Source organism: Pseudomonas sp. OV546, assembly GCF_900116845.1.
Classification (GTDB): Bacteria; Pseudomonadota; Gammaproteobacteria; order Pseudomonadales; family Pseudomonadaceae; genus Aquipseudomonas; species Aquipseudomonas petroselini.
In genome coordinates, this window is sequence record NZ_FPCE01000003.1 from 394,282 (window position 1) to 419,014 (window position 24,733).

The following is a 24,733-nucleotide window of genomic DNA, read 5'->3' on the forward strand; positions in this document are numbered from 1 at the left end:
GGCGCCCCTGAGGGCGCCATTTTTTCGGACCTGAAACGTGGTTTTACTTACGCTTCATCGACAAGAAGAACTCATCGTTGGTCTTGGTGGTTTTCAGCTTGTCGATCAAGAACTCGATGGCAGCGACTTCGTCCATCGGGTGCAGCAGCTTGCGCAGGATCCACATACGCTGCAGTTCGTCATCGGCAGTCAGCAACTCTTCGCGGCGGGTACCGGAACGGTTGATGTTGATCGCCGGGAACACGCGTTTTTCCGCGATGCGACGGTCCAGGGGCAGTTCCATGTTGCCGGTACCCTTGAACTCTTCGTAGATCACTTCGTCCATCTTCGAACCGGTTTCAACCAGTGCGGTGGCGATAATGGTCAACGAGCCGCCTTCCTCGATGTTCCGCGCGGCGCCGAAGAAACGCTTCGGTTTCTCCAGGGCGTGGGCATCGACACCACCGGTCAATACCTTGCCGGAGCTCGGGATCACGGTGTTATAGGCGCGGGCCAGACGGGTGATGGAGTCGAGCAGGATCACCACGTCCTTCTTGTGTTCGACTAGGCGCTTGGCCTTCTCGATCACCATTTCGGCAACCTGCACGTGGCGGGTTGGCGGTTCATCGAACGTGGAGGCAACCACTTCGCCGCGCACAGTGCGCTGCATTTCGGTCACTTCTTCCGGACGCTCATCGATCAACAGCACGATCAGGTGAACTTCAGGATTGTTACGTGCGATGTTCGCTGCAATGTTCTGCAGCATGATGGTCTTACCGGCCTTTGGCGGTGCGACGATCAGGCCACGTTGGCCTTTGCCGATCGGGGCACACAGGTCGATGACACGGCCGGTCAAGTCTTCGGTGGAACCGTTACCGGCTTCCATCTTCATGCGCACGGTCGGGAACAGCGGCGTCAGGTTCTCGAAGAGAATCTTGTTTTTCGCGTTCTCGGGACGATCGAAGTTGATCGTGTCGACCTTGAGCAGGGCGAAATAACGCTCGCCTTCCTTCGGAGGGCGGATCTTGCCAACAATGGTGTCGCCGGTGCGCAAGTTGAAGCGACGGATCTGGCTCGGCGAGACGTAGATATCGTCTGGGCCGGCGAGATAGGAGGCGTCTGCAGAGCGGAGGAAGCCGAAGCCGTCCTGGAGAATCTCCAGCACGCCATCACCGGAGATTTCCTCGCCGCTTTTCGCGTGCTTTTTCAGCAGGGAGAAAATCACGTCCTGCTTGCGCGAACGGGCCATATTTTCTATGCCCATTTCTTCGGCCAGTTGGAGCAGGTCGGTAATCGGCTTTTGCTTGAGTTCAGTCAGATTCATATAGGAATGACGTAATCATTTATGGAGGGGGGAAATTAAGCTTTTGGCTTAATGAGGCCGCGCCGCAGAGAAGGCGACAGGATCGCGTACTAATCGAAAAGGAATGCGTCGGCGACGGCTTGCAGGGGGCAGTGGAGAAACCAGTGCGGGGCCGAATGTACCACCTGAGTTTGGGAGCGTCTAGCCCTGTTTCACGAAAAAGCCCCGCTATTTGCGGGGCTTTTTTGACGACGCTTAGATGTTCGCGTCGAGGAAAGCTTGCAGCTGAGACTTCGACAGCGCGCCTACTTTAGTGGCTTCGACGTTGCCGTTCTTGAACAGCATCAGCGTAGGAATACCACGCACGCCATGCTTGGCCGGGGTTTCCTGGTTGTCGTCGATGTTCAGCTTGGCAATGGTCAGCTTGCCTTCGTAGGTGGTCGCAATGTCGTCCAGGACTGGAGCGATCATTTTGCAAGGGCCGCACCATTCAGCCCAGTAGTCAACCAGCACCGGGCCAGCAGCCTTGAGTACTTCGGCCTCAAAGGTCGCGTCGGTGACGTGCTTGATAAGATCGTTGCTCATGGATGTCTCCGGATTGTAAGCAAAAAAAACGTGGCCCATCATAGCCGCCCTTCCCCCGTTCAGGAAGCCGCCTCTGATTGAGTCTTGCTATGGTGGCGCATGAGTTTGCGTATAGCCCAACTCACGGCGTTACGGGAGTCACGAAGGCGATGCCCGTGCGCAACGCCGCATTGCGCACGTGTTCCTGCATGGTTTTCTGCGCCGCCGCACTGGCGCGCCGGGCCAGGGCACGCAGGATCTTGCGGTGCTCCTGCCAGGTTTCCATGGCCCGCTCCGGCCGGATGAACGGTAGTTTCTGGCTCTCCAGGAACACCTCGGCGCTGGCGCTCAGGATACTCACCATGGCTTGGTTACCGCTGGCCAGCAGGATGCGTTGGTGAAATTCAAAGTCCAGCCGCGCGGCGGCTTCAAAGTCGCCGACCTTGAGCACCTTGCGCATCGCTTCGACGTTGTCTTCCAGGCGGTCCAGTTCATCCGTCGTCAACGTGACCGCCGCCAGCCCCGCCGCAAACCCCTCAAGGGCGTATCGCAACTGGAAGATATCCAGCGGCGTGGCCTGCGCCGCGAATGGCCAGGCAAACCCTGGCGATTCCTCGGGCGCTTGCACGAACACCCCCTTGCCAGGCTGCACACTCACCACTCCCAAGGCACTCAGTGACGACAACGCCTCGCGCAACGACGCCCGGCTCACGCCCAACTGCACGGCCAGGTCACGCTGGGACGGCAACGCATCGCCCGGCCCGAAGCCTTGCTCCTTGATCAGTTTGCGGATGGCCTGCAGGGCCGCTTCCGGTACGGCTTGGGCGATGGAATTCATAAAAAACTCAAGGTTCCAGTCAACTGAGCGGCTAGTTGTAAAGCTATTCGCGGCAGGCGGCAAGCCACGCCCCAAAGGCGCTCGCCCGATTCTGCCAGCGCTCGAAAAGGGTGCGAAAAGCCCGACAACTGTTCAGACCAGTAAGACCACCTCGGCTCAATAAACACCAGCCTTACAGACGATCTGAGCGGTACTGGCATGGGCTGTGCACTGGGCAAATCCAGAAAATCCCTTCGCCCTTCTCGGAGAGTTGCCATGACCAAGCGCTACAGCGCCCTGCTTACTGCCCTGTTCGCCAGCCTGATGCTGAGCCAGGCACCCGCCCAGGCCAATGGTCTGGACGACATCGTTGCCCGTGGCACCCTAAAGGTCGCCGTGCCCCAGGACTTCCCGCCGTTCGGCTCGGTCGGCCCTGACATGAAGCCTCGCGGCCTCGACATCGACACCGCCAAGCTGTTGGCCGACCAGCTCAAGGTCAAGCTGGAGCTGACCCCGGTGAACAGCACCAACCGTATTCCGTTCCTCACCACCGGCAAGGTCGACCTGGTGATTTCCAGCCTGGGCAAGAACCCCGAGCGCGAAAAGGTCATCGATTTCTCCAAGGCCTACGCGCCGTTCTACCTGGCCGTGTTCGGTCCGCCTGATGCCGCCATCAGCAGCGTCGACGACCTCAAGGGCAAGACCATCAGCGTGACCCGTGGCGCCATTGAAGACATCGAGCTGACCGCCGTCGCGCCCAAGGAAGCCACGATCAAACGCTTCGAAGACAACAACTCGACCATCGCCGCCTACCTGGCCGGCCAGGTCGACCTGATTGCCAGCGGTAACGTGGTGATGGTGGCGATCAGCGAGCGCAACCCGAAACGCGTGCCGGCGTTGAAGGTGAAGCTCAAGGATTCCCCCGTGTACGTGGGCGTGAACAAGAACGAGCCCGCACTGCTGGAGAAGGTCAATCAGATCCTGGTTGCGGCCAAGGCCGACGGCAGCCTGGAAAAGAACGCGATGCAGTGGCTCAAAGAACCATTGCCTGCTGATCTCTAAGGCGGAGCTGACCCATGGCCTATCAATTCGACTTTGTGCCGGTGCTGGCCAATACCGACCTGCTGCTGCGCGGCGCACTGTTCACCCTTGAGCTGACAGCGATCGGTGCGATCCTGGGGGTAGCCCTGGGCACCGTCGGAGCGGTGGTGAGGGCGTGGAAGATCCAGCCCTTCGCCTGGTGCTTCGGTGTGTATGTCGAGTTGATTCGCAACACACCGTTCCTGGTGCAGCTGTTCTTCATCTTCTTCGGCCTGCCGTCATTGGGGCTGAAAATTACCGAGTGGCAAGCCGCAGTGCTGGCGATGGTGATCAACTTGGGGGCCTACTCCACCGAGATCATCCGCGCCGGCATCCAAGCCATTCCCCGCGGGCAACTGGAAGCCGCCGCCGCGCTGGCCATGACGCGTTTCGAAGCCTTCCGTCATGTGGTGCTGCTGCCGGCGCTGGGCAAGGTATGGCCGGCGCTGAGCAGCCAGATCATCATCGTGATGCTCGGTTCGGCGGTGTGTTCCCAGATCGCCACCGAGGAGCTGAGCTTTGCCGCCAACTTTATCCAGTCGCGTAACTTCCGTGCGTTCGAAACCTATGCCCTGACCACCCTGGTGTACCTGTGCATGGCGCTGATGATTCGCCAGTTGCTCAATTGGATCGGTCGACGCTTCGTGATGAGGAACAGCCGATGAGTGATTTTTCCTTTTGGGACATCGTGCGTAACCTGGCCACCGGCCTGCAATGGACACTCCTGCTGTCGCTGGTGGCGTTTGTTGGTGGCGGCGTGATCGGTTTGCTGGTGATGACGATGCGCATCAGCCGCAAAGCCTTCCCGCGCAACGTGGCGCGCACCTATATCGAACTGTTCCAGGGCACACCGCTGCTGATGCAGCTGTTCCTGGTGTTTTTCGGCATTGCCCTGCTCGGCGTGGATATCTCGCCCTGGCTGGCGGCGGCCATTGCCCTGACCCTGTTTACCAGCGCCTACCTGGCCGAAATCTGGCGCGGCTGCGTCGACTCCATTGCCCATGGGCAATGGGAAGCGTCGGCCAGCCTGGCGCTTAACCCACTGGAGCAACTGCGCTACGTGATCCTGCCCCAGGCGCTGCGAATTGCCGTGGCGCCAACGGTGGGCTTCTCGGTGCAAGTCGTCAAAGGCACCGCCGTGACTTCGATCATAGGCTTTACCGAACTGACCAAGACCGGCGGCATGCTCGCCAACGCCACCTTCGAGCCCTTCATGGTCTACGGCCTGGTGGCCCTTGGTTACTTTTTGCTCTGCTACCCCTTGTCCCTCAGTGCGCGCTACCTGGAAAGGAGACTGCATGCCTCTGCTTAGAATTTCCGCCCTGCATAAGTATTACGGCGATCACCACGTACTCAAGGGCATCGACCTGACCGTTGAAGAAGGCCAGGTGGTGGCGATCATCGGCCGCAGCGGCTCGGGCAAGTCCACTTTGCTGCGAACCCTCAACGGCCTGGAATCCATCAACGACGGCGTGATCGAAGTCGATGGCGAATACCTGGACGCTGCCCGCGCCGACCTGCGCAGCCTGCGGCAGAAAGTCGGCATGGTGTTCCAGCAGTTCAACCTGTTCCCGCACCTGACTGTCGGCGAAAACGTCATGCTTGCGCCACAAGTGGTGCAGAAGGTGCCCAAGGCCAAGGCCGCCCAATTGGCCAGGCAAATGCTCGAACGCGTGGGGCTGGGCGAGAAATTCGACGCCTTCCCCGATCGCCTGTCCGGCGGCCAGCAACAACGCGTGGCGATTGCCCGCGCGCTGGCGATGTCACCCAAGGTGTTGCTGTGCGACGAGATCACCTCGGCCCTCGACCCGGAACTGGTCAACGAAGTGCTCAGCGTGGTGCGCCAACTGGCCAAGGACGGCATGACCCTGATCATGGTGACCCACGAAATGCGCTTCGCGCGGGAAGTCGGCGATAAGCTGGTGTTCATGCACCAAGGAAAGGTGCATGAAGTGGGTGACCCCAAGCAGCTGTTCGCCAACCCGCAAACGGTCGAACTGGCCAACTTCATCGGCTCTACGGAACAGTAGGACTGACCAGTTCGAATTGGCCATGCCCCTCCAGCAGCACCTCCCGGCGCACCGAGAGGGCATCGGCGGGCAAGTGAACCTCAATCTCTACCTGGGCCGTCAACCGGCGGCCCGTCACTGGCACACCGGCTGCGCTCGCCACCAATGTGCGGCCAGGTAACAGCCGCCCGTCAGCCGTTTCATCGGGTTGCCACGCCACCGGCCTGCCGTCGACCTGAGCCCGCCTCAGGCTCAACATGAAGCGTCCTTGCCGGCCAAACTGAAAACCCTGGGCATCGGCAGGCGCACCACTGAAGCGCAATGCCATTGCCGCCGGGTTGGCGCAGAGCACGCTCAGGTGCAGCGTACGCTGCGTATCCAGCCTCAGTGTCGAGCGACCGGACGACGTTTGCGAGGGACGAATCACCCCGTAATCGACCCGGGGCTCGCTCAAGGTCATCCGGCAGTCTTCGGCCCGCGCCTGGTTCACCAGCAGGGCGACGACCACCAGACACACGCCAGCGGCACGCGGGCCGTTCATCCGTTCAGCGAACATGGCATACCACGGGTGCGGTTTCGTAGAGTTGGTCATCGTCAGGCTCTTGCTCCGGGTTGACTTGCAGCAGGCAGGATTGCGAATCCGGCAATGAAACCTTCAGGGTTTGCGGCCCATCGATGTTGCTGAGGAAAATCATGCCCTCACCCACCACGCTGGTTACAAAGTTGTTGTCCTGGCCAAACACAGCAGCCCCTTGAGGCAAGGGCCGACCTTGTTCATCCTGAGCTTCAAGCAACAGGCGACGGACTTTCACCACATCAAAGTTGAGAATATTGACTGAACCCCGACCAGCGGCGAGCACCTTGGTCCCGTTCTTCAAGTCGACGCGCTTGGGCAGCGACTGGGTCTGCACCTGCAGATGGTTGTTGCTGTAAGCCTGCAGCCCGGGGATCACGGCCTGGCCACTGAAATCGGTCCATACCGGTCCTTGGGGCGTCGAGACCTTTGCCGCACCGATATCACCCACCGAGACAATGCCAAAGGTGTCCTGCACCGCATACGGCGAGAAGGTCACGCCGTGCTCATGGGCCACGATGCCGCCTTGCAGTTGGCCGGAATAGTTGGTGTTCGACGGGTCACGGTCGACGCCCAGGCTCACGCGGGTATAGAGCGGCAAGATGTCCACACGGCCACGCACGCTTTGCTCTCGTTCTTTCAGGTCCCGATCAACACCGACCTCGTAGTTCACATAGTCGTTGACCCGCTCGCTGAGGGCGGTGCCGGCATCCAGCCGGTCACCTCGACGACTGACGTAAGCGCTCACACGCCGATCATCGCCGAGCGGCACCGTGACCTGCAGCCGGACGGACGTGCCCTCGTCCAGCCGCTCGTCACGGCGACCGCCCCGAACCGGGTCCAGGCGCCGAGGCTCGGTCGCACCTACCTGAGCGTCGGCGATCAGGGCTACCCCCACGCCGTTGAAGGTGTTGTTCCACGAGGCAAAGAGGTGATCGTTGGAGTGCCCGTCAAATTGCGAGTTACGTGTGAAGCCGAGGGAGAAACCGCCCAGGGACGGGTCCGCCCAGCTCAAACCTGCCGTGTACTGGCGCTTGAAACGCGCATCCAGATCGTACCCTCGCGACGCCTGGCCGGCGTCCAGTACTTCCCGGTAGCCGCGGCTCTGTGCCGAGGCACTCAGGTTGATATCAAGGTTGGCAAATAACGGAGTCCCCAAAGACAGCGTGCTACGTGCGCCTCCCACCTCATCTTGAGCATCACGGGACAGGTTATGCCGCACACCCACGCTCACCTGGTGGAAAAATACACTGCTCAGGGAGCCGCCTGCCGACTGGTACTCATCGGTACTCAGCAGACCGAAGCCCAACGATGATCGCTGGCCCAATCCCCAGGTGCCGCTGCCCATGGCGACCACAGGGGACTCCCGGTTGTCGAGGGACGTCTCACGCACCTTGCCGAGGGAAAAATAGTACCCCGGCTCCACCGGCGCCCCACCACGAAAGGAAGCAGCGGGCACCACGAAACTGCGCTTGGCCCCACGCACGTCAATCACGCTCACGTCAAGGTCGCTGGTGCTGTTCAGCAATGGCAAACCGGTGAGCCTGAACGGACCTTCCGGCACCAGGGTGGAGTGGATCAATGCGCCCGATTGACGGACTTCGACCCGAGACTGGCTTTGAGCCAGCCCTTCCACCACGACGTTGCTGTCGCCCGCGCCGGTGCGCTGCTGGCCATCCGGGGAGAACTGCAAGCCCGTCAGCTGCACACCGCCAAATATCGGGTTGTTGCTGGAAATCTGCCCCACCTGGAAGGTCGACTGCAACGCCGCGATATCACGCTGGGCATAAGCATTCACCTGCTCGGTGCGCGTCTTGCCATTGTCGGACACATAAAACTGGCGGCTGCGGACAATCCAATTACCCAGGTTGAAACCCGCCTCGGTATAGGCCGATACGAAGCGACTTGGCCCACCGCGCGAGTGGGTATCGAAACCCAATATGTCGTAGTTAAAGAGGGCTGCCGCGCCCCCCTGGGAAAAATTCCCGGTCTCCCACTCGGGCTCGCGCAGGGACTGCGTGGGCACCACCAGGGTGATCTCATCGCTGCTGGGGCGTAGCCGCACCATGGTCGCCGGGTATTCCCCGACGAAGTCATGGCAGGCCTGGTCAGGGGTAATGCCCTCACGCAGAACCCTGGACGGGGTGACCAGACCGGCCTTTGCCAGTAACGCAGGGGTGAAGCACAACTGGCCCTGGTAATCGAAACGTGCATCAACCAACCCCAGCGGGGTGCCATTGACTCGCAGCCCGACCACATGGACACCTTCGCGAAAGCGCGCGGCGCTACGAAAGTATTCCGACACCTGTGGATCAATGCCAAGGGAGGTCAACGCAGCCAGATCAAAACCTTCCCCCAGCCCGACCGCTACGCTGGTACCGGGCAGACTCCACAGCGTCGCAAGCCCCAGCAGAATCCTGGAACGCGCTTGGGAAACATTGCTCGGCACGCTATTGGCAGAGCGACGGGTATGCCTGCTCTTCTTCATAGGCGCGTCAATCCGCATCAGCCGTAACGGGTGCGCGGTAGGTATCCACCGTAAACCCGTAGACCGTGGCCGGTTGAATCCCCACGGCCACCACGCCCGCCACCGGGCCTGCCGACGCAAGCGTCAGCACTTCGCCCGGGAGGATGTAGGTTCGCGGCAACGTTGCAACGCTTGCCTGCGGATGCAGTTGTACTTCCATCCCCAGGCGTACGACGTAAGCGCTGTTGTTGTGGACCCTCAACTGATCCCCTTCACGCTTCCATGTCAGCAACTGCCAGGGCGCGTCATGCCTGGGCAAGCCTTTAGGGTGCAGGATCAAGGGCAGGCTCTGGCGCAGGGTGATACCAATGGTCGCACCGCCGGGTGCTCGTGCCTCGGGGATACCTTCAAAGGAAACCCGTTTCAGGCGCTGGGTCTTGAGCGGTTTCTTCGTGGTACTGATGAAGCGAACAAGTTGGGTGTCGCCCGCTTCGACCCGAGTAATCGGGGGCGTTACGATCAACAAGGGTTCCAGGTCTTCGGGTATGTTTTGTATGACCGAATGGAGCAACGCAGGGCCAGGGTCGGTATTTTTAACATTAAGCGTTGCCTCACCCTCTTCTTCATTAAGAATGACAACGGTTGTTTCGGGTTGCATTCCGTCTGCGACTGCCAAACCACACCAAAAGAGGCACAAGCTTATATAGCGCAGCAACGACACAACCATTATTGATAGAACATTCACCGATTTTCCCCACAGCCATAAAATCAAACACCAACAAACGCACACGTTAAAACAGCCGACATTTAACAGAGATAGATAAGTACCTTTGCGTTAATGTCGGCCGTTAATGACGTACTTAGATGTAATCCACTGACAGGCTGGTGCGACCATCCAACGTTACATCGCGGGTCAGGTCCAAATCCTGTGTGCGGTTGATAACGGCTTTCACTTCAAGTGTGCCCGTAAGACTGGTGACGGATGCAGGTACCACACTGGTACCGCTGCGCCACGAATACTGGGCGGGTGATTGGGCGACTTTACCGTCACTGTTCTGCCAGGCAGCGCCCGAGCTGCTGCGCATGATAGGGCTCAGGGTCCCGCTGGACGATTGCAGATTTTTGAGGGTGACGGAGTACCCACCGGTACGCTTGCTATTGGCGAGACCCAGACCGTAGTTCTGCGCCTCGGTGAACCCGGTACCGAGGATGCCTGTCACCTTGCTGGCGGATTGCAGGTCACTCAGCGCCACTCGGAACTGCGCTGGGGTTTGGCCGCAACTGATGCTCAAGCCGACCGTTTTCGCTGCAAGAGAAGTGAACTGCGTCGGCGACAAGCTTGCGGCGGGAATTGTCTGGTAATCAACGATGCCGCCACCGGCGAGGCTAAGGTTGCAAGCCACCGGCTTGATAGTCCCGCGTACAATCAGTTCAGCAACATTCGTTGCATGAGCCCCGATACTCGCGACCAGGCAAAGAGTCCCCACTGTCACACCAAGCATTTTTTTCATAGTCAACCTGTCATCTGTAATGAGTCGGTGCATTCACGAAGGCCGAACATTCCGACCCTAAATAAATAACACCACGGCGTAATTGCCGGATGACAGTCTGTCGTTTTGGCACCTGATTAAAGAATCAGATTAGACGCCAGTCATTGTGGGAACCGTAAAAACAAATAGTGAGCCAAGCCAAAACACCAAGTAGGCGTAAATACAAAACCAATAAGTTATTAATCGCTCCCTTGTAGGCAAAATCATAAACAGCAAAATGACAACAAGAGGTTAATAACTCCTACAAAAGTGAAGCTCTATTCAAGGGTGGTTCAGAAACCTCCCTACATTACCTACAAGAATTCCTCACAGACACCTACATGAAAATTACCGAAGCCGTACGCGTTGGCACCAAAGGTCGATCGTGGCACGATGGCTGGGTTATCGACCGAGACCCCCTAACCATGCCGCAATCCCAAGCCAAGAATCTGTCCCTGATCGCCGCCATCGACCTGGGCTCGAACAGCTTTCACATGGTCGTGGCCAAGGCCCAGAACGGCGAAATCCGCATCCTTGAGCGGCTCGGCGAAAAAGTGCAACTGGCTGCCGGAATCGACGATGAGCGCCAACTCAATGAAGAATCCATGCAACGCGGGCTTGATTGTCTCAAGCGCTTTGCCCAACTGATCAACGGCATGCCCCTGGGCGCCGTGCGAATCGTCGGCACCAACGCCCTGCGTGAAGCCCGTAACCGCGGCGAATTCATCCGGCGCGCCGAGGAAATCCTCGGGCATCCCGTAGAAGTCATCTCCGGCCGTGAAGAAGCGCGCCTGATCTACCTCGGCGTGTCCCACACCCTGGCTGACACCCCTGGCAAACGCCTGGTCGCCGACATTGGGGGCGGCAGCACCGAATTCATCATTGGCCAGCGCTTCGAGCCGCTGCTGCGCGAAAGCCTGCAGATGGGCTGCGTCAGCTACACCCAACGCTATTTCAAGGATGGCAAGATCACCCCGGCGCGCTATGCCCAGGCCTACACGGCGGCGCGACTGGAGATCATGAGCATCGAGCACGCCCTGCACCGCCTGACTTGGGATGAAGCCATCGGTTCGTCCGGCACCATCCGCGCCATCGGCCTGGCCCTGAAAGCCGGCGGCCATGGCACCGGCGAGGTCAACGCCGAAGGCTTGGCGTGGCTCAAGCGCAAACTGTTCAAGCTGGGGGATGCAGAAAAAATCGACTTCGACGGCATCAAGCCCGACCGTCGTACTATCTTCCCGGCCGGCCTGGCGATTCTCGAAGCGATCTTCGACGCCCTCGAACTTCAGCGCATGGACCACTGCGACGGCGCCCTGCGCGAAGGCGTGCTCTACGACCTGCTGGGGCGTCACCATCACGAAGACGTGCGTGAGCGCACGCTCACCTCGTTGATGGAGCGCTACCATGTCGATCTGGAACAAGCCGCCCGCGTGGAACGCAAAGCGCTGCACGCCTTCGACCAGGTGGCCGAGGATTGGGACTTGGAAGACGGTGTATGGCGCGAGTTGCTGGGCTGGGCCGCCAAGGTGCATGAAGTGGGCCTGGATATCGCCCACTACCATTACCACAAGCACGGCGCCTACCTGATCGAGCATTCGGACCTGGCGGGTTTCTCCCGGGAAGACCAGCAGATGCTCGCCCTGTTGGTGCGCGGCCATCGCCGCAACATCCCCAGGGACAAGTTCGCTGAATTCGGTGACGAAGGCATCAAGCTGATTCGCCTGTGCGTGCTGCTGCGCTTTGCGATCCTGTTCCACCACATTCGTGGCACCCAGGAAATGCCTCAGGTAACCCTGCGCGCCGACGGCGACAGCCTGGACGTGGTGTTCCCGAAAGGCTGGCTGGATGAGAACCAGCTGACCCAGGCAGATTTTGGCCAGGAAGCGGAGTGGCTGACGCGGGTGGGGTTCAGCCTTAATTTGCGCTGATGAACACCGCAAACAACTGTGTGAGCGGGCTTGCGTGGTGAGCGGGCTTATGTGGTGAGCGGGCTTGCCCCGCGCTGGGCTGCGAAGCAGCCCCAATAAAAACGCCGCATTCTGTCAGACAGAATGCGGCGTTTGGTTTTAGGGCCGCTTCGCAGCCCAGCGCGGGGCAAGCCCGCTCACCACACAAGCCTGCTCCCACATGGGGTCGCGTTAGCCTGGATTAATTCACCGACAGGATCGGGCTACCCAACTTCTCTAACAGCGTCGCCTGCGCACTGCGCGGGTTCTGGTTGCCGGTCGGTGTGTTGCGCACGTAGCGCCCGTCCGACTGCAGGCTCCAGCTGTGGGTGTTGTCGGTCAGGTAGCTTTCCAGCTCCTTCTTGACCCGCATGATCAGCTTCTTGCCTTCCACCGGGAAGCAGGTCTCCACACGCTTATCGAGGTTGCGCTCCATCCAGTCGGCGCTGGAGAGGAACATCTGCTCCTCGCCGCCGTTGAGGAAGTAGAACACCCGTGTGTGTTCCAGGAAGCGGCCGATGATCGAGCGCACATGAATGTTGTGCGACACCCCGACAATGCCCGGACGCAGGCAGCACATCCCACGCACCACTAGGTCGATACGCACGCCGGACTGGCTGGCCTTGTACAGCGCGCGGATGATCTTCGGATCGGTCAGCGAGTTGAACTTGGCAATAATGTGCGCAGGTTTGCCCTCCAGGGCGAACTGGGTTTCGCGGGCAATCATGTCGAGCATGCCCTTCTTGAGGGTGAACGGCGCGTGCAGCAGCTTCTTCATGCGCAAGGTCTTGCCCATGCCGATCAACTGGCTGAACAACTTGCCGACGTCTTCACACAAGGCATCGTCGGACGTCAGCAGGCTGTAGTCGGTGTAGAGCTTGGCGTTGCCGGCGTGATAGTTGCCGGTGCCCAAGTGGGCGTAACGCACGATCTCACCGGCTTCACGGCGCAGGATCAGCATCATCTTGGCGTGAGTCTTGAAGCCCACGACGCCGTAGATCACCACCGCACCCGCCGCCTGCAGACGGCTGGCCAGCTGCAGGTTGGATTCTTCGTCGAACCGCGCACGCAACTCGATCACCGCAGTGACTTCCTTGCCGTTACGCGCGGCGTCGACCAAGGCGTCGACAATTTCCGAGTTGGCGCCGGAACGGTACAGGGTTTGGCGTACGGCCAAGACGTGCGGGTCCTTGGCAGCCTGGCGCAGCAGGTCGACCACCGGGGTGAAGGACTCGAACGGGTGCAGCAACAGGATGTCCTGCTTGCTCACCACACTGAAAATGTTCTCGCTGTTTTGCAGCAGCTTCGGGATCTGCGGGGTGAACGGCGTGTATTGCAGCTCCGGGTGGCTGTCCAGGCCGGTGATGCTGAACAGGCGCGTCAGGTTCACCGGGCCATTGACCTGGTAAAGCTCGGACTCGGACAGGTTGAACTGCTTGAGCAGGTAGTCCGACAGGTGTTTGGGGCAGGTGTCGGCCACTTCCAGGCGCACCGCGTCGCCGTAGCGCCGCGAGAACAGCTCACCGCGCAGGGCACGGGCCAAGTCTTCGACGTCTTCGGAGTCCAGCGCCAGGTCGGCGTTACGGGTCAGGCGGAATTGGTAGCAACCCTTCACCTTCATGCCCTGGAACAGGTCATCGGCGTGCGCATGGATCATCGACGACAGGAATACATAGTTATCGCCAGCGCCCCCCACCTCTTCGGGTACCTTGATGATCCGTGGCAACAGGCGCGGCGCCGGGATGATCGCCAGGCCGGAGTCACGACCGAAGGCGTCGATACCTTCCAACTCCACGATGAAGTTGAGGCTCTTGTTCACCAGCAACGGGAACGGGTGAGTCGGGTCGAGGCCGATCGGGGTGATGATCGGGGAAATCTCGTCACGGAAGTAACGGCGCACCCAGGTCTTGATCTTGGTGGTCCAGTGACGGCGGCGGATGAAGCGGACCTGATGTTTTTCCAGTTCCGGCAACAGGATGTCATTGAGGATCGCGTACTGGCGGTCCACATGGCCGTGCACCAGCTCGCTGATGCGTGCCAGGGCCTGGTGCGGCTGCAGGCCATCGGCGCCGGCTTGCTCGCGGGCAAAGGTGATCTGCTTCTTGAGGCCGGCGACGCGGATCTCGAAGAACTCGTCCAGGTTGCTGGAGAAGATCAGCAGGAACTTCAGCCGTTCCAGCAACGGATAGGACTCATCCAGCGCCTGCTCCAGCACGCGGATGTTGAATTGCAGTTGTGACAGCTCGCGGTGGATGTACAGGCTGCTGTCATCCAGGTTGGTCACGGCGACCACCGGGGCCGGTACGGGCGGCTCGGCGACCACGACCGGCGCGGCAGGCTCGTGCTCCGGCGGGGTCTCGCTGACCTGTTCAACCACCGGGTGAGCGTCTTTTACGGCAACTTCTGTGAGTCCTTCGGTATTCATCGAGTGTTCCTGTGAGGGCTATTGTTGCTCTCTAAGCAATTGGGCGGCGCGGGCGGCGAAGTAAGTCAGGATGCCATCAGCCCCGGCGCGTTTAAAGGCTGTCAGGGATTCAAGGATCACCCCTTCACTCAGCCATCCATTCTGTATTGCAGCCATGTGCATCGCGTATTCGCCGCTGACCTGATAGACGAAAGTCGGCACTTTGAATTCTTCTTTGACCCGGTAAAGGATGTCCAGGTAAGGCATCCCCGGCTTGACCATCACCATGTCAGCGCCTTCGGCCAGGTCGGCCGCCACTTCGTGCAGGGCTTCATGGCTGTTGGCCGGGTCCATCTGGTACGAAGCCTTGTTGGCCTTGCCCAGGTTCAGCGCCGAGCCCACCGCATCGCGGAACGGGCCGTAATAGGCGCTGGCGTACTTGGCCGAGTAAGCCATGATCCGCACGTTGACGTGACCGGCCAGCTCCAGGGCTTCGCGGATCGCCTGGATGCGGCCGTCCATCATGTCCGACGGTGCAACCACCTGGGCGCCTGCCGCTGCGTGGGACAACGCCTGCTTTACCAGCGCGTCGACAGTGATGTCGTTCTGAACATAGCCGTCTTCGTCAAGAATGCCATCCTGCCCGTGGGTGGTGAACGGGTCCAACGCCACGTCGGTGATCACCCCAAGCTCCGGGAACCGCTCGCGCAAGGCACGGGTGGCGCGCTGGGCGATCCCGTCCGGGTTCCAGGCTTCGGCAGCATCCAAAGACTTGAGTTCAGGCGGCGTGACCGGGAACAGCGCCAATGCCGGAATCCCCAGCTCGACCCAACCGGCGGCTTCTTCAAGCAGCAGGTCAATGGTCAAGCGCTCCACACCGGGCATCGAAGCCACTGCTTCGCGACGATTTTCACCGTCCAGCACAAACACCGGCAGGATCAGATCGTTGGTCGTCAGCACGTTTTCACGTACCAGACGACGAGAGAAATCATCTCGACGATTGCGACGCAGACGGGTGGCGGGAAACAGGCGATTGGCAGGGGTAAAGCTCACGACAGACTCCTGAGCCCGGGTTCACGGGCGAGCGTTGCAGTTATAAGCGGCCATTATGACGAAGGTATGACAGTTGTGCTTAACGATGCGACCTGTAGTCGCATTCGTCATTTCCGTAGGAATTGTTCACTTCGTGACACATCTCGATACTTTCATGAATCTTCGTGAAGGCGTAGGCTGCGCGTTCATTTCGCCAGCACCCAGACCATGCTTCAACAATTTCTGCATGACTTCGGCTACTTTGCCCTCTTCCTAGGCACCTTCTTCGAAGGCGAGACCATCTTGGTGCTCGCAGGCTTCCTGGCGTTCCGTGGGTACATGGATATCAACCTGGTGGTCGTGGTTGCCTTTTTCGGCAGCTACGCCGGCGATCAGCTCTGGTATTACATGGGCCGCAAACACGGGCGCAAGCTGTTAGCGCGCAAGCCACGCTGGCAGTTGATGGGCGACAAGGCCCTGGAGCATATCCGCAAACATCCGGATATCTGGGTGCTGAGCTTTCGCTTTGTCTACGGATTGCGCACGGTCATGCCGGTGGCGATCGGCCTTTCCGGCTACCCACCCCTGCGCTACCTGATCCTCAACGGTATTGGAGCCGCGATCTGGGCTGCCGCCCTGGGTGCTGCGGCGTATCACTTCGGTGCCGTACTGGAAGGCATGCTCGGTAGCGTCAAGAAATATGAGCTGTGGGTATTGGGTGCGTTGCTGGTACTGGGCTTCGGCCTGTGGCTGCGCCGCCGCTTCAAGAATGCGCGTATTGCCCGTGAGGCCTGCGCCGAAGCCAAGGCCCGACTGGCCGCCGAACCCGCCCCTGTCGAAGCCCCTAAGACGCCAGTCGAGTAAACCGGCCTCTGCAGCAATAGAGGCCGATCACGCTGAGCAGGCTGTAGCTCAGCAGGCCCAGCCAGCCCAGGTTGCTGGCGGGCCATAGCCCGGTCAACGGCGCCAGCCATACCAGCGGCACATTCAGTGCCAGCCTCAAAAGCTCGGCCTTCCACGCCCACGGGCGGTTCTCCAGGGCCACGCCCAACGTAAACAGCCCCAGCGCCATCGCACTCCAGCCCAGGATCAACGCCGCCGTGGGCAAGCCTTCGCCAACATTCATCAAATAGCTGCCAAAACCTACATACGCCGCAAACTGCAGGGCGATATAGACCTGCTGGCGCACATCCAGCGGGACTTCGAATTTGCGGAACTGGCTCAAGTCATGTTTGGCCAACGGGTACTTGGCCTTCACGTCCGCCGGGCGCCAGCCGGTGCGCATGAACCAGATGCGCAGCTTGTCCCACCGGCTCTCGGTGCGCCGTGCGTCACGCCATAACTGTGCATAAAACTGCAGGTTGGCCCACAGCGGATCCCAGCTGGCCAGCGGCGTGGTCACGCCGAAAATCACCGGCTCGTTGTCGTCTTCCTCTTGGAAGGTGCCGAACAGTCGGTCCCAAATAATGAACACCCCGCCGTAGTTACGATCCATGTAGGGAGCGTTCTGTGCATGGTGGGCCCGATGATTGGACGGCGTGACAAAAAACCACTCATACCAGCCGAGCTTCGGCACATGCCGGGTGTGCACCCAGAATTGATACAGCAAATTGAGCGATGCCACGCTGATAAACACCACCAATGGCACGCCCAGTACAGCCAGGGGCAGGTAGAAGATCCAGCTGAGCAGGAAGCCGGTGCTGGTCTGGCGCAGTGCGGTGCTGAGGTTGTAGTCCTCGCTCTGGTGATGCACCGAGTGCGCGGCCCACAGGATGTTGCGCTCGTGGCCCATGCGGTGCAGCCAGTAATAGCAGAAGTCGTAGAACACAAACGCGAACACCCAGGTCCAGACACTTTGGGCAGGCAGTTCGATGACAGCGAGATGCTTGAGGGCGAACGCGTAGGTCAACAGCCCCACACCCTTGGTCAACAACCCCGTGGTCGTCGACAACACCCCGGTGCTGAGGCTGTTGATAGCATCCGCCACCCGGTAGTTGCGCTCGCCGCGCCAACGGTCGGCAAGCAGCTCCACGATGATCAAGGCGACGAAAAACGGTACCGCGTAAGGCACAAAGTCCATGGTCTGGTCCGGTCTATTTTTGTTACATCAAGATTAGGTGCAGCGGCGCGAGATCCCATTGGCAACAGATGACAAATTAGTAGACATTTAACGCCAAGAACCCAGGAGAAATGCCCATGAGCAAAAAGATTGCAGTGATCCTTTCCGGCTGCGGCGTGTACGACGGCGCAGAGATTCACGAAAGCGTGATCACCTTGCTGCGCCTGGACCAGCGTGGCGCTCAGGTCCAATGTTTTGCCCCGGATATCGCGCAATTGCACGTGATCAACCACCTCACCGGCGAAGAGATGCCCGAGTCGCGCAATGTACTGGTGGAGTCGGCCCGGATCGCACGGGGTAACGTGAAGAACCTTCGCGACGCCAACGCCGAAGACTTCGACGCGCTGATCGTGCCCGGCGGGTTCGGCGCGGCGAAAAACCTCTCGAACTTTGCCGTTGAAGGCGCCGGCTGCAGCGTCAACCCGCAAGTGCTGGAACTGGCCGAGGCGTTTGCCGAAGCAGGCAAGCCTGTGGGGCTGATCTGCATTTCACCGGCCCTGGCGGCCAAAATCTACGGCCCAGGCGTGACCTGCACCATCGGCAACTGTGCCGACACCGCTGCCGCGCTGGACAAGATGGGCGCCACACACCAGGAATGTGCGGTGGAAGATATCGTCGAAGACACGGCACGCAAACTGGTGAGCACGCCGGCCTATATGCTCGGCAAGAACATCAGCGAGGTCGCATCGGGGATCAACAAGCTGGTTGACCGGGTGCTGGAACTGACCCACGAGAACGACTGATAGCCCCCTACTGTGGTGAGCGGGCTTGTTCTGGTGACCGGGCCTGTTTTGTGAGCAGGCCTGTTGTTGTGAGTAGGCTTGTGGGTGGGCTTGTGTGGTGAGCGAGCTTGTTGTGGTGAGCGGGCTTGCCCCGCGCTGGGTGGCGAAGCCGCCCTAAACCCTGCAGTCATGTTCTAACGGACTCACCGCGTCGGCTGAATTGGGGCTGCTGCGCAGCCCAGCGCGGGGCAAGCCCGCTCACCACAACAAGCTCGCTCACCACAACAAGCCTGACCACCACAACAAGCACCCTCACCACAACAAGCCTGCTCGGCACACCTACCCCGCCACAGGGTCAGGCCTGGCGCATTAACCGCGTCAGGATCCGGTCCAACGCATTGGCAAACGCCTGCTTCTCCTTCTCCCCGTGCGGCGGTGGCCCTCCGCCCATCTGGCCTTGCTCACGCAGATCAGTGAACAGGTTGCGCACCGCCAAGCGTTCGCTCATGTTCGCCGGGCTGAACTCCTTGCCGCGTGGGTCGAGGGCCGTGACGCCGTTTTTCACCAAGCGGTCGGCCAGGGGCACATCGCTGCAGATCACCAATTCGCCGGACACCGCGTGTTCCACCAGGTAGTCATCCGCCGCATCCGGGCCACTGGGCACCACGATCAACTTCACGCAAGAAAAGCTCGGCTTGACCTGACTCTGACCGGCCACCAGTACGACTTCGAACTGGCGCTTGAGGGCAAACTTCACCACTTGGTCCTTGGCCGCCCGAGGACAGGCGTCGGCATCGATCCACACCCGCATACTTAAGCCACCACCCGGCGCTTCTCGGCCAAACGGCTGCGACCATACAGCACCACAATCGCCAGGATCGCCACGGCCTGCGCACTCAGCGAGTACGCATCGGCGTGGATGCCCAGCCAGTCGAAGTCAAAGAAGGCGACCGGCCGCGTGCCAAAAATGCCGGCCTCCTGCAACGCCTTCACGCCATGCCCGGCAAACACCACCGACAGTGCACACAACAATGCCGCGTTGATCCCGAAGAACAACGCCAGCGGCAGCTTCGCCGAACCGCGCAGGATCACCCACGCCAGGCCCACCAGCAGCACCAGCGCCGTGGCGCCACCGGCCAACACCGCGTTGTGCCCGGCCGGGCCAGCTTGCAGCCACAGGGTTTCGTAGAACAGGATCACTTCGAACAACTCGCGGTACACCGAGAAGAACGCCAGCATCGCAAAGCCGAACCGCCCGCCGCCGCCCACCAGGCTGCTCTTGATGTAGTCCTGCCAAGCGGCGGCGTGGCGGCGATCGTGCATCCACACGCCGAGCCACAGCACCATCACACTGGCGAACAGGGCCGTGCAGCCTTCAAGCAATTCGCGCTGGGCGCCGCTCACGTCAATCACATACGCCGCCAACGCCCAGGTCGCCAGACCCGCCAACAGCGCCAGGCCCCAACCGACGTTGACGCTGCGCACCGCCGACTGCTGGCCGGTGTTGCGCAGGAACGCAAGGATCGCGGCCAGCACCAGGATCGCTTCCAGGCCTTCGCGCAACAGGATCAGCAAGCCGGAGATGTAGCTCAACGACCAACTCAGGCCATCACTGCCCAGCAAGCCGGCAGACTCGGTGAGCTTGCCCTTGGCCACGTCCAAGCGTTGTTGCACCTGCTCGACCGGCAAACCGTCCTGCAACGACTGCCGGTAGGCCATCAGCGCCTTCTCGGTGTCCTTGCGCACGTTGGCGTCAACGTTATCCAGCGAGCTTTCTACCAGCTCGAAACCTTCCAGATACGCGGCCACCGACAGGTCGTAAGCCTGTTCGTGGTCACCCTTTTGGAACGCCGCCAGGCTCTTGTCCAGCGTGCTGGCGGTGTAGTCCAGCAACTGCGCCGGGCCACGCTTGACCTGCGGCGGTTGCGCACGCTGGGCGCGGAACGTCGCGGCAGCCGCGGGACCGCTGGCGGCCAGCACTTCATTGGGGGTCTGGCGGGCCAGGTCGGCGAGGTTGAACGGTTGCTCGCTTTTCGCAGCGGCCAGGTCGGCGGTGAAGCCGGCGATGTAGGTGGCCAGGTCCCAGCGCTGGCGGTCGTCCAGTTGGTCGGCGAAGGACGGCATGTCAGTGCCTTCGACGCCCAGGCCAAGGGTGTTGTAGATCGCGTAAAGGCTCAAGCGGTCCAGGCGTACGGCGTCCCGCAGGTTGGCGGGCGGCGGCGTCATGCCCACGCTGGCTGGGCCGTCACCGGCGCCAGAAGTGCCGTGGCATACCGAACAATGCTGGGCGTAGAGCGGCGCACCGCGCGTGGGATCAGGGGTGATCGCCGGGGCCTGGCTGACTTCATAGGCCACGGCCAACTGGGCGCCCAATTGACGGGCTTGGCGAGCGACTGTCGCGCCGTCTTGATGGGCAGTTACAGCCGCTAACAGTTCGTCGACGCCCTTGACCAACGCCGCGCGCTCCGGGCGTTGTGGCAGTTCGGCCACCAGGCCCTGCAACACGCCGAGAAACTCCAGTTGTTCGCGGTATTCGGATTCATCGATAACCTTGCCCGCCTCCACCGTCGGAGGATAGTCAGCGCCTATGTAGTCCAGCAAATGCAGGGCTTGTGGGGCGCCCTCGGCAGTCGCGGCCATCAGGTTGAAGCTGCACGACATCAACGCCGGCAACATCAGCCAGGCGAGAAAACGGAAGGGGGCAGTCATGAACGAATCTCAAAGGGAAATACGAAGTAACACATTGTTGAGCCTTAATGGGTTTGACTCAAGGCGTAAGTGATTGGGTGTTGGTGGGGGCGGGGCATTTTTAGAAGCGGACTAGTGGCGTTTGGCGACTTCGCCGGGGCAAAAAGCCATTGTTTTGCCAGTAATGGTGCTTATAATGCCGCGCCCTGTTAGTGCGAAAGGGAATTTCATTCCTCGTTTTTATGAGGAATGACCACATCGGTTGATACTTTCAGGGAAGAAGTCTGCATGGCATTTCGCGCCTTACCCTCGCTCGCGCTCGCGGCGGTGACCTTGTTGTCCGGCTGCTCGATGTTCCGCAGCTACGATACCGAGCTGCAAGCCACCAATCAGCAATTGGCCACCGGCAATGTCGACGCCGCCCTGACCCTGCTGGAAAAGAACAACACCGGCGACGACAAGGACCTGCTCTATTTCTTCGAAAAGGGCGAGCTGCTCCGTGCCAAGGGTGACTTGACCGGCAGCCAGACCGCCTGGCGCAGCGCCGACCTGCAAGTCTACAAGTGGGAAGAGTCGGTCAAGTTCGACAGCGCCAGGTACCTCGCCCAATTTGGCAGCTTCCTGGCCAATGACAAGGTGCGTCGCTACGAAGGCTATGACTACGAAAAGGTCATGCTGACCACGCAGATGGCCCTGAACCTGTTGGCCCTGAACGACTTCGACGGCGCACGCACCGAAATCAAGAAAACCCATGAACGTGAAGCCGTGATCGCCGACCTGCGGGACAAGGAATACCTCAAGCGCGAGGACGAAGCCCAGCGCGAAGGCGTGACCACCCAGATGAAAGACCTGCGCGGCTACCCGGTGGAAACCCTGGACGCGCCGGAAGTGGTCGGCCTGAAAAACAGCTACCAGAGTGCGTTCAGCCATTACCTGGCTGGCTTTGTCTACGAAGCCCTCGGCGAAAAAGACCTGGCGGCACCCGGCTATCGCAAGGCCGTTGAACTGCGCCCCAACACGCCATTATTGGAAAAGGCCCTGCTGGACCTGGACAAATCCAAGGTCGGCGCCGATGAAACCGACGTGCTGATCGTGGTACAGAGCGGCCTGGCACCAGCCCGCGACTCTATTCGCCTGCCGCTGCCGATCCCGATCAATGGCAACCTGGTGATCACCCCGCTGTCGTTCCCGGTGATCAAGGCTGATACGTCCACCGCAACCTTCGCGCAGATTGGCGTCGACGGCCAGCAACAGAACCTCACTGCACTCAACAGCACCACGGCCATGTCCCGCCGCGCCCTGCGCGATGACATGCCGGGGATCATCCTGCGCACCACCGTGCGTGCGGTCACCCGTGGCGTGGCGCAAAACAACCTGAACAAGACCAACCCCATGGCGGGCCTGGTGCTGGGTATCGCTTCGGCCGTCACTGAAGGCGCCGACACCCGCACGTGGCGTACCCTGCCGGACCTCACCCAGGTGACCCGCCTGCGCCTCAAGCATGGCGAGCATCAGGTCAGCCTGCCCAACGCCCTGGGCGGCACGCGGGTGACGGTCAAGGCCGATCAGCGTTATCAGGTCATCACCCTGCGCGTGGTCGGCAACCAGGTATTCGCCGGCGGCCTGGCCGCCCACGTGGAGCCGAACACCGCCAACCAGGCCATCGCCCTCAAACAACCTTAAGGAGCACGTTATGCGTCACTTCATCCTCGGCGCCCTGGCGCTGGTCCTGCTGGCCGGCTGTGCCACCCCGCCGCCGCCGGAGCCTGGCAGCGCCGCGAGCAAAATCGTGGTGATGGGCAAGTTCAAGGGCATCGCGGTCGGTGCCATTCGTGTGGCCCGCGAGAACGGCTTCCTCACCGCCAAGGTGCAGTTGAGCAACATCACCAGCAGCAACCAGATGATGTATTACCGCTTTGCCTGGCTGGGTGCCGACGGCTTCCCGGTGGGCGATGAAGAAACCTGGAAAGTGCTGAACCTGTACGCCAACCAGGCGACCTTCCTGCCTGCGATTGCCAATGTGCCGCAGGCGGCGGACTTCCGTCTTGAAGTGAAAACCCCTTGAGCCGTCCATCCTTTTTGCTGCTGAGAGATTTCCCAATGTTTGCACGCTTCTCGATCCTTGCCGTCGTCGCCGTCCTGGCCAGCGGCTGCGCCAACACCTCCCCGGTACTGGGCGGTAAAAACATCAGCTACGGCGATACCAAGGCAGTGGAACTGGTGACCAATGAGTTCGGTTCCACCGACCTGCAGATGATCGCCGAAAGCATGACCCGCTCCCTGGCTCAGTCCGGCATCCTGCAAGGCCGTCCGGTGGTGCAGGTATACGACGTGAAGAACAAGACCAGTGAGTACATCGACACCCGTGAAATCACCACGTCGATCAAGACCCAACTGATGAAGACCGGCACCGCACGCTTTGCCAGCGACAACACCGACATGCAGAGCCAGGTCGACCAGCTCAAGCTGCAGAACCAGAGCGGCCTGTACAAGAAGTCCACCGTCAGCAAGACCGGCAATATGGTCGCCGCAAAGTACCGCCTGGAAGGCTCCATCAGCTCCATCGTCAAGCGCAGCTCGGACTACAAGGACGTGTTCTACAAATTCAGCCTGCAGCTGATCGACGTCGAGAGCGGCCTGGCCGAATGGATGGACGAAAAAGAAATCCGCAAAACCACGGAGCGCTAAGCAATGCGTGCATGGATCGGCATGATCAGCCTGCTGTGTGCCTTAGGCGCCTCGGCCGCCCCGAAGATCGCGGTGACCGACCTGGCCTACGAGGCGCGGGTCGAGGAATACATCCACCAGGTTTCGGCGAGCAACAACTTCCAGGCCAGCGCTTACCACGCCAGTGGGGCGTCGAACTACAGCGAGTACGAAAGCCGTACCAGCTACATCGAACAGACCGAGCTGCGTAAATTCAGCGGTGATATCAAGGGCGAGATCCTCAAGTCCCGGCAGTTCCAACTGGTGCAGGGCACGCCCTACACCGCCGATGCCAAGGGTGACGTCTACGACGTGATCAAACGCATCAAGGCCGGTAATTTCAAGGGCGCCGACTATGTGCTGTTCGGCACACTGTCAGACATCGACTTCACCCAGGACATCAACGCCCTGGACCACACCAACAGCTACTCGGCGGTGCTGGGCCTGACGCTGGTGGCGGATTTCAGCCTGATCAATACGCGCACCTACGAGATCACCTCGGCGTTTACCGCCATGGGTGAAGGCCAGGACACCAAGCTGGTGAACAGCCGTGACGTACGCGTGAGCCTGAACCGGCCGCGCGTGGTGAAGGAAGTGTCGAAAGCCTTGGGTGAAGATGTGGCCCGGCAGTTGGCGGAACAGTTGGGTGGTGGGTATCAAGACCCCGGCCAGCCACCGCTACGCAACAACCTGCCAAGGGATGAAGCACCGAAGATTTTGCGCTGAGCCTAGAACTCACTGCCAACACAAAACCAATGTGGGAGCGGCGGTGCGACGATTCGACTTGCCCGCGC

23 protein-coding genes are annotated in these 24,733 nt (G+C 60.5%); 11 read left to right on the forward strand and 12 right to left on the reverse strand.

The window, feature by feature from the left end; genetic code table 11:
* Positions 1 to 43 precede the first annotated feature (43 nt).
* The 3 genes from rho to BM403_RS09820 all read right to left on the reverse strand — a co-directional run bounded on the left by rho (position 44) and on the right by BM403_RS09820 (position 2,684).
* Complete coding sequence (rho, locus tag BM403_RS09810; RefSeq protein ID WP_003176825.1) at positions 44 to 1,303, reverse strand: transcription termination factor Rho; 1,260 nt, start codon at positions 1,301 to 1,303, stop codon at positions 44 to 46.
* 234 nt (positions 1,304 to 1,537) lie between these two features.
* Complete coding sequence (trxA, locus tag BM403_RS09815; protein ID WP_015886460.1) at positions 1,538 to 1,867, reverse strand: thioredoxin TrxA; 330 nt, start codon at positions 1,865 to 1,867, stop codon at positions 1,538 to 1,540.
* A gap of 121 nt (positions 1,868 to 1,988) precedes the next feature.
* Complete coding sequence (locus BM403_RS09820) at positions 1,989 to 2,684, reverse strand: FadR/GntR family transcriptional regulator (protein WP_015886461.1); 696 nt, start codon at positions 2,682 to 2,684, stop codon at positions 1,989 to 1,991.
* 255 nt (positions 2,685 to 2,939) lie between these two features.
* On the opposite strand from BM403_RS09820, the gene BM403_RS09825 reads away from it, so the two are divergent.
* Genes BM403_RS09825 through BM403_RS09840 form a run of 4 tightly spaced genes read left to right on the forward strand, consistent with a single transcriptional unit; the run spans position 2,940 to position 5,773 of the window.
* Positions 2,940 to 3,725, forward strand: a complete 786-nt coding sequence (locus BM403_RS09825) for a transporter substrate-binding domain-containing protein (protein WP_015886462.1) — start codon at positions 2,940 to 2,942, stop codon at positions 3,723 to 3,725.
* Positions 3,726 to 3,739: 14 nt separating this feature from the next.
* A complete protein-coding gene (locus tag BM403_RS09830; protein WP_010207407.1) occupies positions 3,740 to 4,408 on the forward strand; it encodes an amino acid ABC transporter permease in 669 nt (222 codons plus the stop codon).
* Positions 4,405 to 5,055, forward strand: a complete 651-nt coding sequence (locus BM403_RS09835) for an amino acid ABC transporter permease (RefSeq protein WP_046034889.1) — start codon at positions 4,405 to 4,407, stop codon at positions 5,053 to 5,055. The genes BM403_RS09830 and BM403_RS09835 overlap by 4 nt, the downstream gene beginning before the upstream one ends.
* Positions 5,042 to 5,773: an amino acid ABC transporter ATP-binding protein gene (locus BM403_RS09840; RefSeq protein WP_015886464.1), complete on the forward strand. Its 732-nt coding sequence runs from the start codon at positions 5,042 to 5,044 to the stop codon at positions 5,771 to 5,773. The genes BM403_RS09835 and BM403_RS09840 overlap by 14 nt, the downstream gene beginning before the upstream one ends.
* On the opposite strand, the gene BM403_RS09845 is transcribed toward BM403_RS09840, so the two are convergent.
* The 4 genes from BM403_RS09845 to BM403_RS09860 all read right to left on the reverse strand — a co-directional run bounded on the left by BM403_RS09845 (position 5,760) and on the right by BM403_RS09860 (position 10,304).
* Positions 5,760 to 6,293 (reverse strand): DUF1120 domain-containing protein, encoded by a 534-nt coding sequence (locus tag BM403_RS09845; protein WP_015886465.1) that lies wholly within the window; start codon positions 6,291 to 6,293, stop codon positions 5,760 to 5,762. The two genes, BM403_RS09840 and BM403_RS09845, sit on opposite strands and share 14 nt — an antisense overlap.
* 4 nt (positions 6,294 to 6,297) lie before the next feature.
* Positions 6,298 to 8,814 (reverse strand): fimbria/pilus outer membrane usher protein, encoded by a 2,517-nt coding sequence (locus tag BM403_RS09850; RefSeq protein ID WP_256577149.1) that lies wholly within the window; start codon positions 8,812 to 8,814, stop codon positions 6,298 to 6,300.
* A 7-nt stretch (positions 8,815 to 8,821) separates the two neighbouring features.
* Positions 8,822 to 9,520: a fimbria/pilus chaperone family protein gene (locus BM403_RS09855; protein ID WP_080943257.1), complete on the reverse strand. Its 699-nt coding sequence runs from the start codon at positions 9,518 to 9,520 to the stop codon at positions 8,822 to 8,824.
* Positions 9,521 to 9,653: 133 nt separating this feature from the next.
* Positions 9,654 to 10,304: a DUF1120 domain-containing protein gene (locus BM403_RS09860; protein WP_043206046.1), complete on the reverse strand. Its 651-nt coding sequence runs from the start codon at positions 10,302 to 10,304 to the stop codon at positions 9,654 to 9,656.
* 443 nt (positions 10,305 to 10,747) lie between these two features.
* Between BM403_RS09860 and ppx the strand changes: the two genes are divergently transcribed.
* Positions 10,748 to 12,250, forward strand: coding sequence for an exopolyphosphatase (gene ppx / locus BM403_RS09865; protein ID WP_015886469.1), 1,503 nt, complete (start codon positions 10,748 to 10,750; stop codon positions 12,248 to 12,250).
* A 220-nt stretch (positions 12,251 to 12,470) separates the two neighbouring features.
* On the opposite strand, the gene ppk1 is transcribed toward ppx, so the two are convergent.
* Positions 12,471 to 14,693, reverse strand: coding sequence for a polyphosphate kinase 1 (ppk1, locus tag BM403_RS09870; RefSeq protein WP_015886470.1), 2,223 nt, complete (start codon positions 14,691 to 14,693; stop codon positions 12,471 to 12,473).
* An 18-nt stretch (positions 14,694 to 14,711) separates the two neighbouring features.
* A complete protein-coding gene (gene hemB, locus BM403_RS09875; protein ID WP_093542616.1) occupies positions 14,712 to 15,725 on the reverse strand; it encodes a porphobilinogen synthase in 1,014 nt (337 codons plus the stop codon).
* A 207-nt stretch (positions 15,726 to 15,932) separates the two neighbouring features.
* Between hemB and BM403_RS09880 the strand changes: the two genes are divergently transcribed.
* Complete coding sequence (locus tag BM403_RS09880) at positions 15,933 to 16,568, forward strand: DedA family protein (RefSeq protein ID WP_015886472.1); 636 nt, start codon at positions 15,933 to 15,935, stop codon at positions 16,566 to 16,568.
* On the opposite strand, the gene BM403_RS09885 is transcribed toward BM403_RS09880, so the two are convergent.
* Complete coding sequence (locus BM403_RS09885; protein ID WP_093542619.1) at positions 16,549 to 17,784, reverse strand: sterol desaturase family protein; 1,236 nt, start codon at positions 17,782 to 17,784, stop codon at positions 16,549 to 16,551. The two genes, BM403_RS09880 and BM403_RS09885, sit on opposite strands and share 20 nt — an antisense overlap.
* A 116-nt stretch (positions 17,785 to 17,900) precedes the next feature.
* Here BM403_RS09885 and elbB point away from each other — a divergent pair, with 116 nt between their 5' ends.
* Positions 17,901 to 18,566 (forward strand): isoprenoid biosynthesis glyoxalase ElbB, encoded by a 666-nt coding sequence (gene elbB / locus BM403_RS09890; RefSeq protein WP_093542621.1) that lies wholly within the window; start codon positions 17,901 to 17,903, stop codon positions 18,564 to 18,566.
* Positions 18,567 to 18,900: 334 nt separating this feature from the next.
* Here the strand turns inward: elbB and BM403_RS09895 are convergent, their stop codons facing one another.
* Together BM403_RS09895 and BM403_RS09900 are read right to left on the reverse strand one after the other, a co-directional pair.
* Complete coding sequence (locus tag BM403_RS09895) at positions 18,901 to 19,356, reverse strand: YaiI/YqxD family protein (RefSeq protein ID WP_093542623.1); 456 nt, start codon at positions 19,354 to 19,356, stop codon at positions 18,901 to 18,903.
* A 2-nt stretch (positions 19,357 to 19,358) separates the two neighbouring features.
* Positions 19,359 to 21,254 (reverse strand): FTR1 family protein, encoded by a 1,896-nt coding sequence (locus tag BM403_RS09900; protein WP_093542625.1) that lies wholly within the window; start codon positions 21,252 to 21,254, stop codon positions 19,359 to 19,361.
* Between the two features lie 267 nt (positions 21,255 to 21,521).
* Here BM403_RS09900 and BM403_RS09905 point away from each other — a divergent pair, with 267 nt between their 5' ends.
* The 4 genes from BM403_RS09905 to BM403_RS09920 are packed head-to-tail and all read left to right on the forward strand — an operon-like array spanning position 21,522 to position 24,665.
* Positions 21,522 to 22,916 (forward strand): COG3014 family protein, encoded by a 1,395-nt coding sequence (locus BM403_RS09905; protein ID WP_015886477.1) that lies wholly within the window; start codon positions 21,522 to 21,524, stop codon positions 22,914 to 22,916.
* A 10-nt stretch (positions 22,917 to 22,926) separates the two neighbouring features.
* Positions 22,927 to 23,298 (forward strand): YcfL family putative periplasmic lipoprotein, encoded by a 372-nt coding sequence (locus tag BM403_RS09910; protein WP_015886478.1) that lies wholly within the window; start codon positions 22,927 to 22,929, stop codon positions 23,296 to 23,298.
* A gap of 35 nt (positions 23,299 to 23,333) precedes the next feature.
* The gene (gene lpoB / locus BM403_RS09915; RefSeq protein ID WP_015886479.1) at positions 23,334 to 23,921 is read left to right on the forward strand and encodes a penicillin-binding protein activator LpoB; all 588 of its coding nucleotides are present in this window, start codon (positions 23,334 to 23,336) and stop codon (positions 23,919 to 23,921) included.
* A 3-nt stretch (positions 23,922 to 23,924) separates the two neighbouring features.
* On the forward strand, positions 23,925 to 24,665 hold the full coding sequence (locus BM403_RS09920) for a penicillin-binding protein activator LpoB (RefSeq protein WP_093542627.1): 741 nt from the start codon (positions 23,925 to 23,927) through the stop codon (positions 24,663 to 24,665).
* The last annotated feature ends 68 nt before the right edge of the window (positions 24,666 to 24,733 follow it).

What these genes read in the sequence shown, in the direction of transcription:
- BM403_RS09825 (WP_015886462.1), top strand. Translation starts at nt 2,940, where the DNA reads ATGACCAAGCGCTACAGCGCCCTGCTTACTGCCCTGTTCGCCAGCCTG.
- BM403_RS09905 (WP_015886477.1), top strand. Translation starts at nt 21,522, where the DNA reads ATGGCATTTCGCGCCTTACCCTCGCTCGCGCTCGCGGCGGTGACCTTG.
- BM403_RS09920 (WP_093542627.1), top strand. Translation starts at nt 23,925, where the DNA reads ATGCGTGCATGGATCGGCATGATCAGCCTGCTGTGTGCCTTAGGCGCC.
- BM403_RS09855 (WP_080943257.1), bottom strand. Translation starts at nt 9,520, where the DNA reads ATGGTTGTGTCGTTGCTGCGCTATATAAGCTTGTGCCTCTTTTGGTGT.
- BM403_RS09820 (WP_015886461.1), bottom strand. Translation starts at nt 2,684, where the DNA reads ATGAATTCCATCGCCCAAGCCGTACCGGAAGCGGCCCTGCAGGCCATC.
- BM403_RS09835 (WP_046034889.1), top strand. Translation starts at nt 4,405, where the DNA reads ATGAGTGATTTTTCCTTTTGGGACATCGTGCGTAACCTGGCCACCGGC.
- rho (WP_003176825.1), bottom strand. Translation starts at nt 1,303, where the DNA reads ATGAATCTGACTGAACTCAAGCAAAAGCCGATTACCGACCTGCTCCAA.
- BM403_RS09830 (WP_010207407.1), top strand. Translation starts at nt 3,740, where the DNA reads ATGGCCTATCAATTCGACTTTGTGCCGGTGCTGGCCAATACCGACCTG.
- BM403_RS09880 (WP_015886472.1), top strand. Translation starts at nt 15,933, where the DNA reads ATGCTTCAACAATTTCTGCATGACTTCGGCTACTTTGCCCTCTTCCTA.
- BM403_RS09850 (WP_256577149.1), bottom strand. Translation starts at nt 8,814, where the DNA reads ATGAAGAAGAGCAGGCATACCCGTCGCTCTGCCAATAGCGTGCCGAGC.
- BM403_RS09845 (WP_015886465.1), bottom strand. Translation starts at nt 6,293, where the DNA reads ATGAACGGCCCGCGTGCCGCTGGCGTGTGTCTGGTGGTCGTCGCCCTG.
- lpoB (WP_015886479.1), top strand. Translation starts at nt 23,334, where the DNA reads ATGTTTGCACGCTTCTCGATCCTTGCCGTCGTCGCCGTCCTGGCCAGC.
- BM403_RS09895 (WP_093542623.1), bottom strand. Translation starts at nt 19,356, where the DNA reads ATGCGGGTGTGGATCGATGCCGACGCCTGTCCTCGGGCGGCCAAGGAC.
- BM403_RS09910 (WP_015886478.1), top strand. Translation starts at nt 22,927, where the DNA reads ATGCGTCACTTCATCCTCGGCGCCCTGGCGCTGGTCCTGCTGGCCGGC.
- BM403_RS09860 (WP_043206046.1), bottom strand. Translation starts at nt 10,304, where the DNA reads ATGAAAAAAATGCTTGGTGTGACAGTGGGGACTCTTTGCCTGGTCGCG.
- ppx (WP_015886469.1), top strand. Translation starts at nt 10,748, where the DNA reads ATGCCGCAATCCCAAGCCAAGAATCTGTCCCTGATCGCCGCCATCGAC.
- elbB (WP_093542621.1), top strand. Translation starts at nt 17,901, where the DNA reads ATGAGCAAAAAGATTGCAGTGATCCTTTCCGGCTGCGGCGTGTACGAC.
- trxA (WP_015886460.1), bottom strand. Translation starts at nt 1,867, where the DNA reads ATGAGCAACGATCTTATCAAGCACGTCACCGACGCGACCTTTGAGGCC.
- ppk1 (WP_015886470.1), bottom strand. Translation starts at nt 14,693, where the DNA reads ATGAATACCGAAGGACTCACAGAAGTTGCCGTAAAAGACGCTCACCCG.
- BM403_RS09840 (WP_015886464.1), top strand. Translation starts at nt 5,042, where the DNA reads ATGCCTCTGCTTAGAATTTCCGCCCTGCATAAGTATTACGGCGATCAC.
- BM403_RS09885 (WP_093542619.1), bottom strand. Translation starts at nt 17,784, where the DNA reads ATGGACTTTGTGCCTTACGCGGTACCGTTTTTCGTCGCCTTGATCATC.
- BM403_RS09900 (WP_093542625.1), bottom strand. Translation starts at nt 21,254, where the DNA reads ATGACTGCCCCCTTCCGTTTTCTCGCCTGGCTGATGTTGCCGGCGTTG.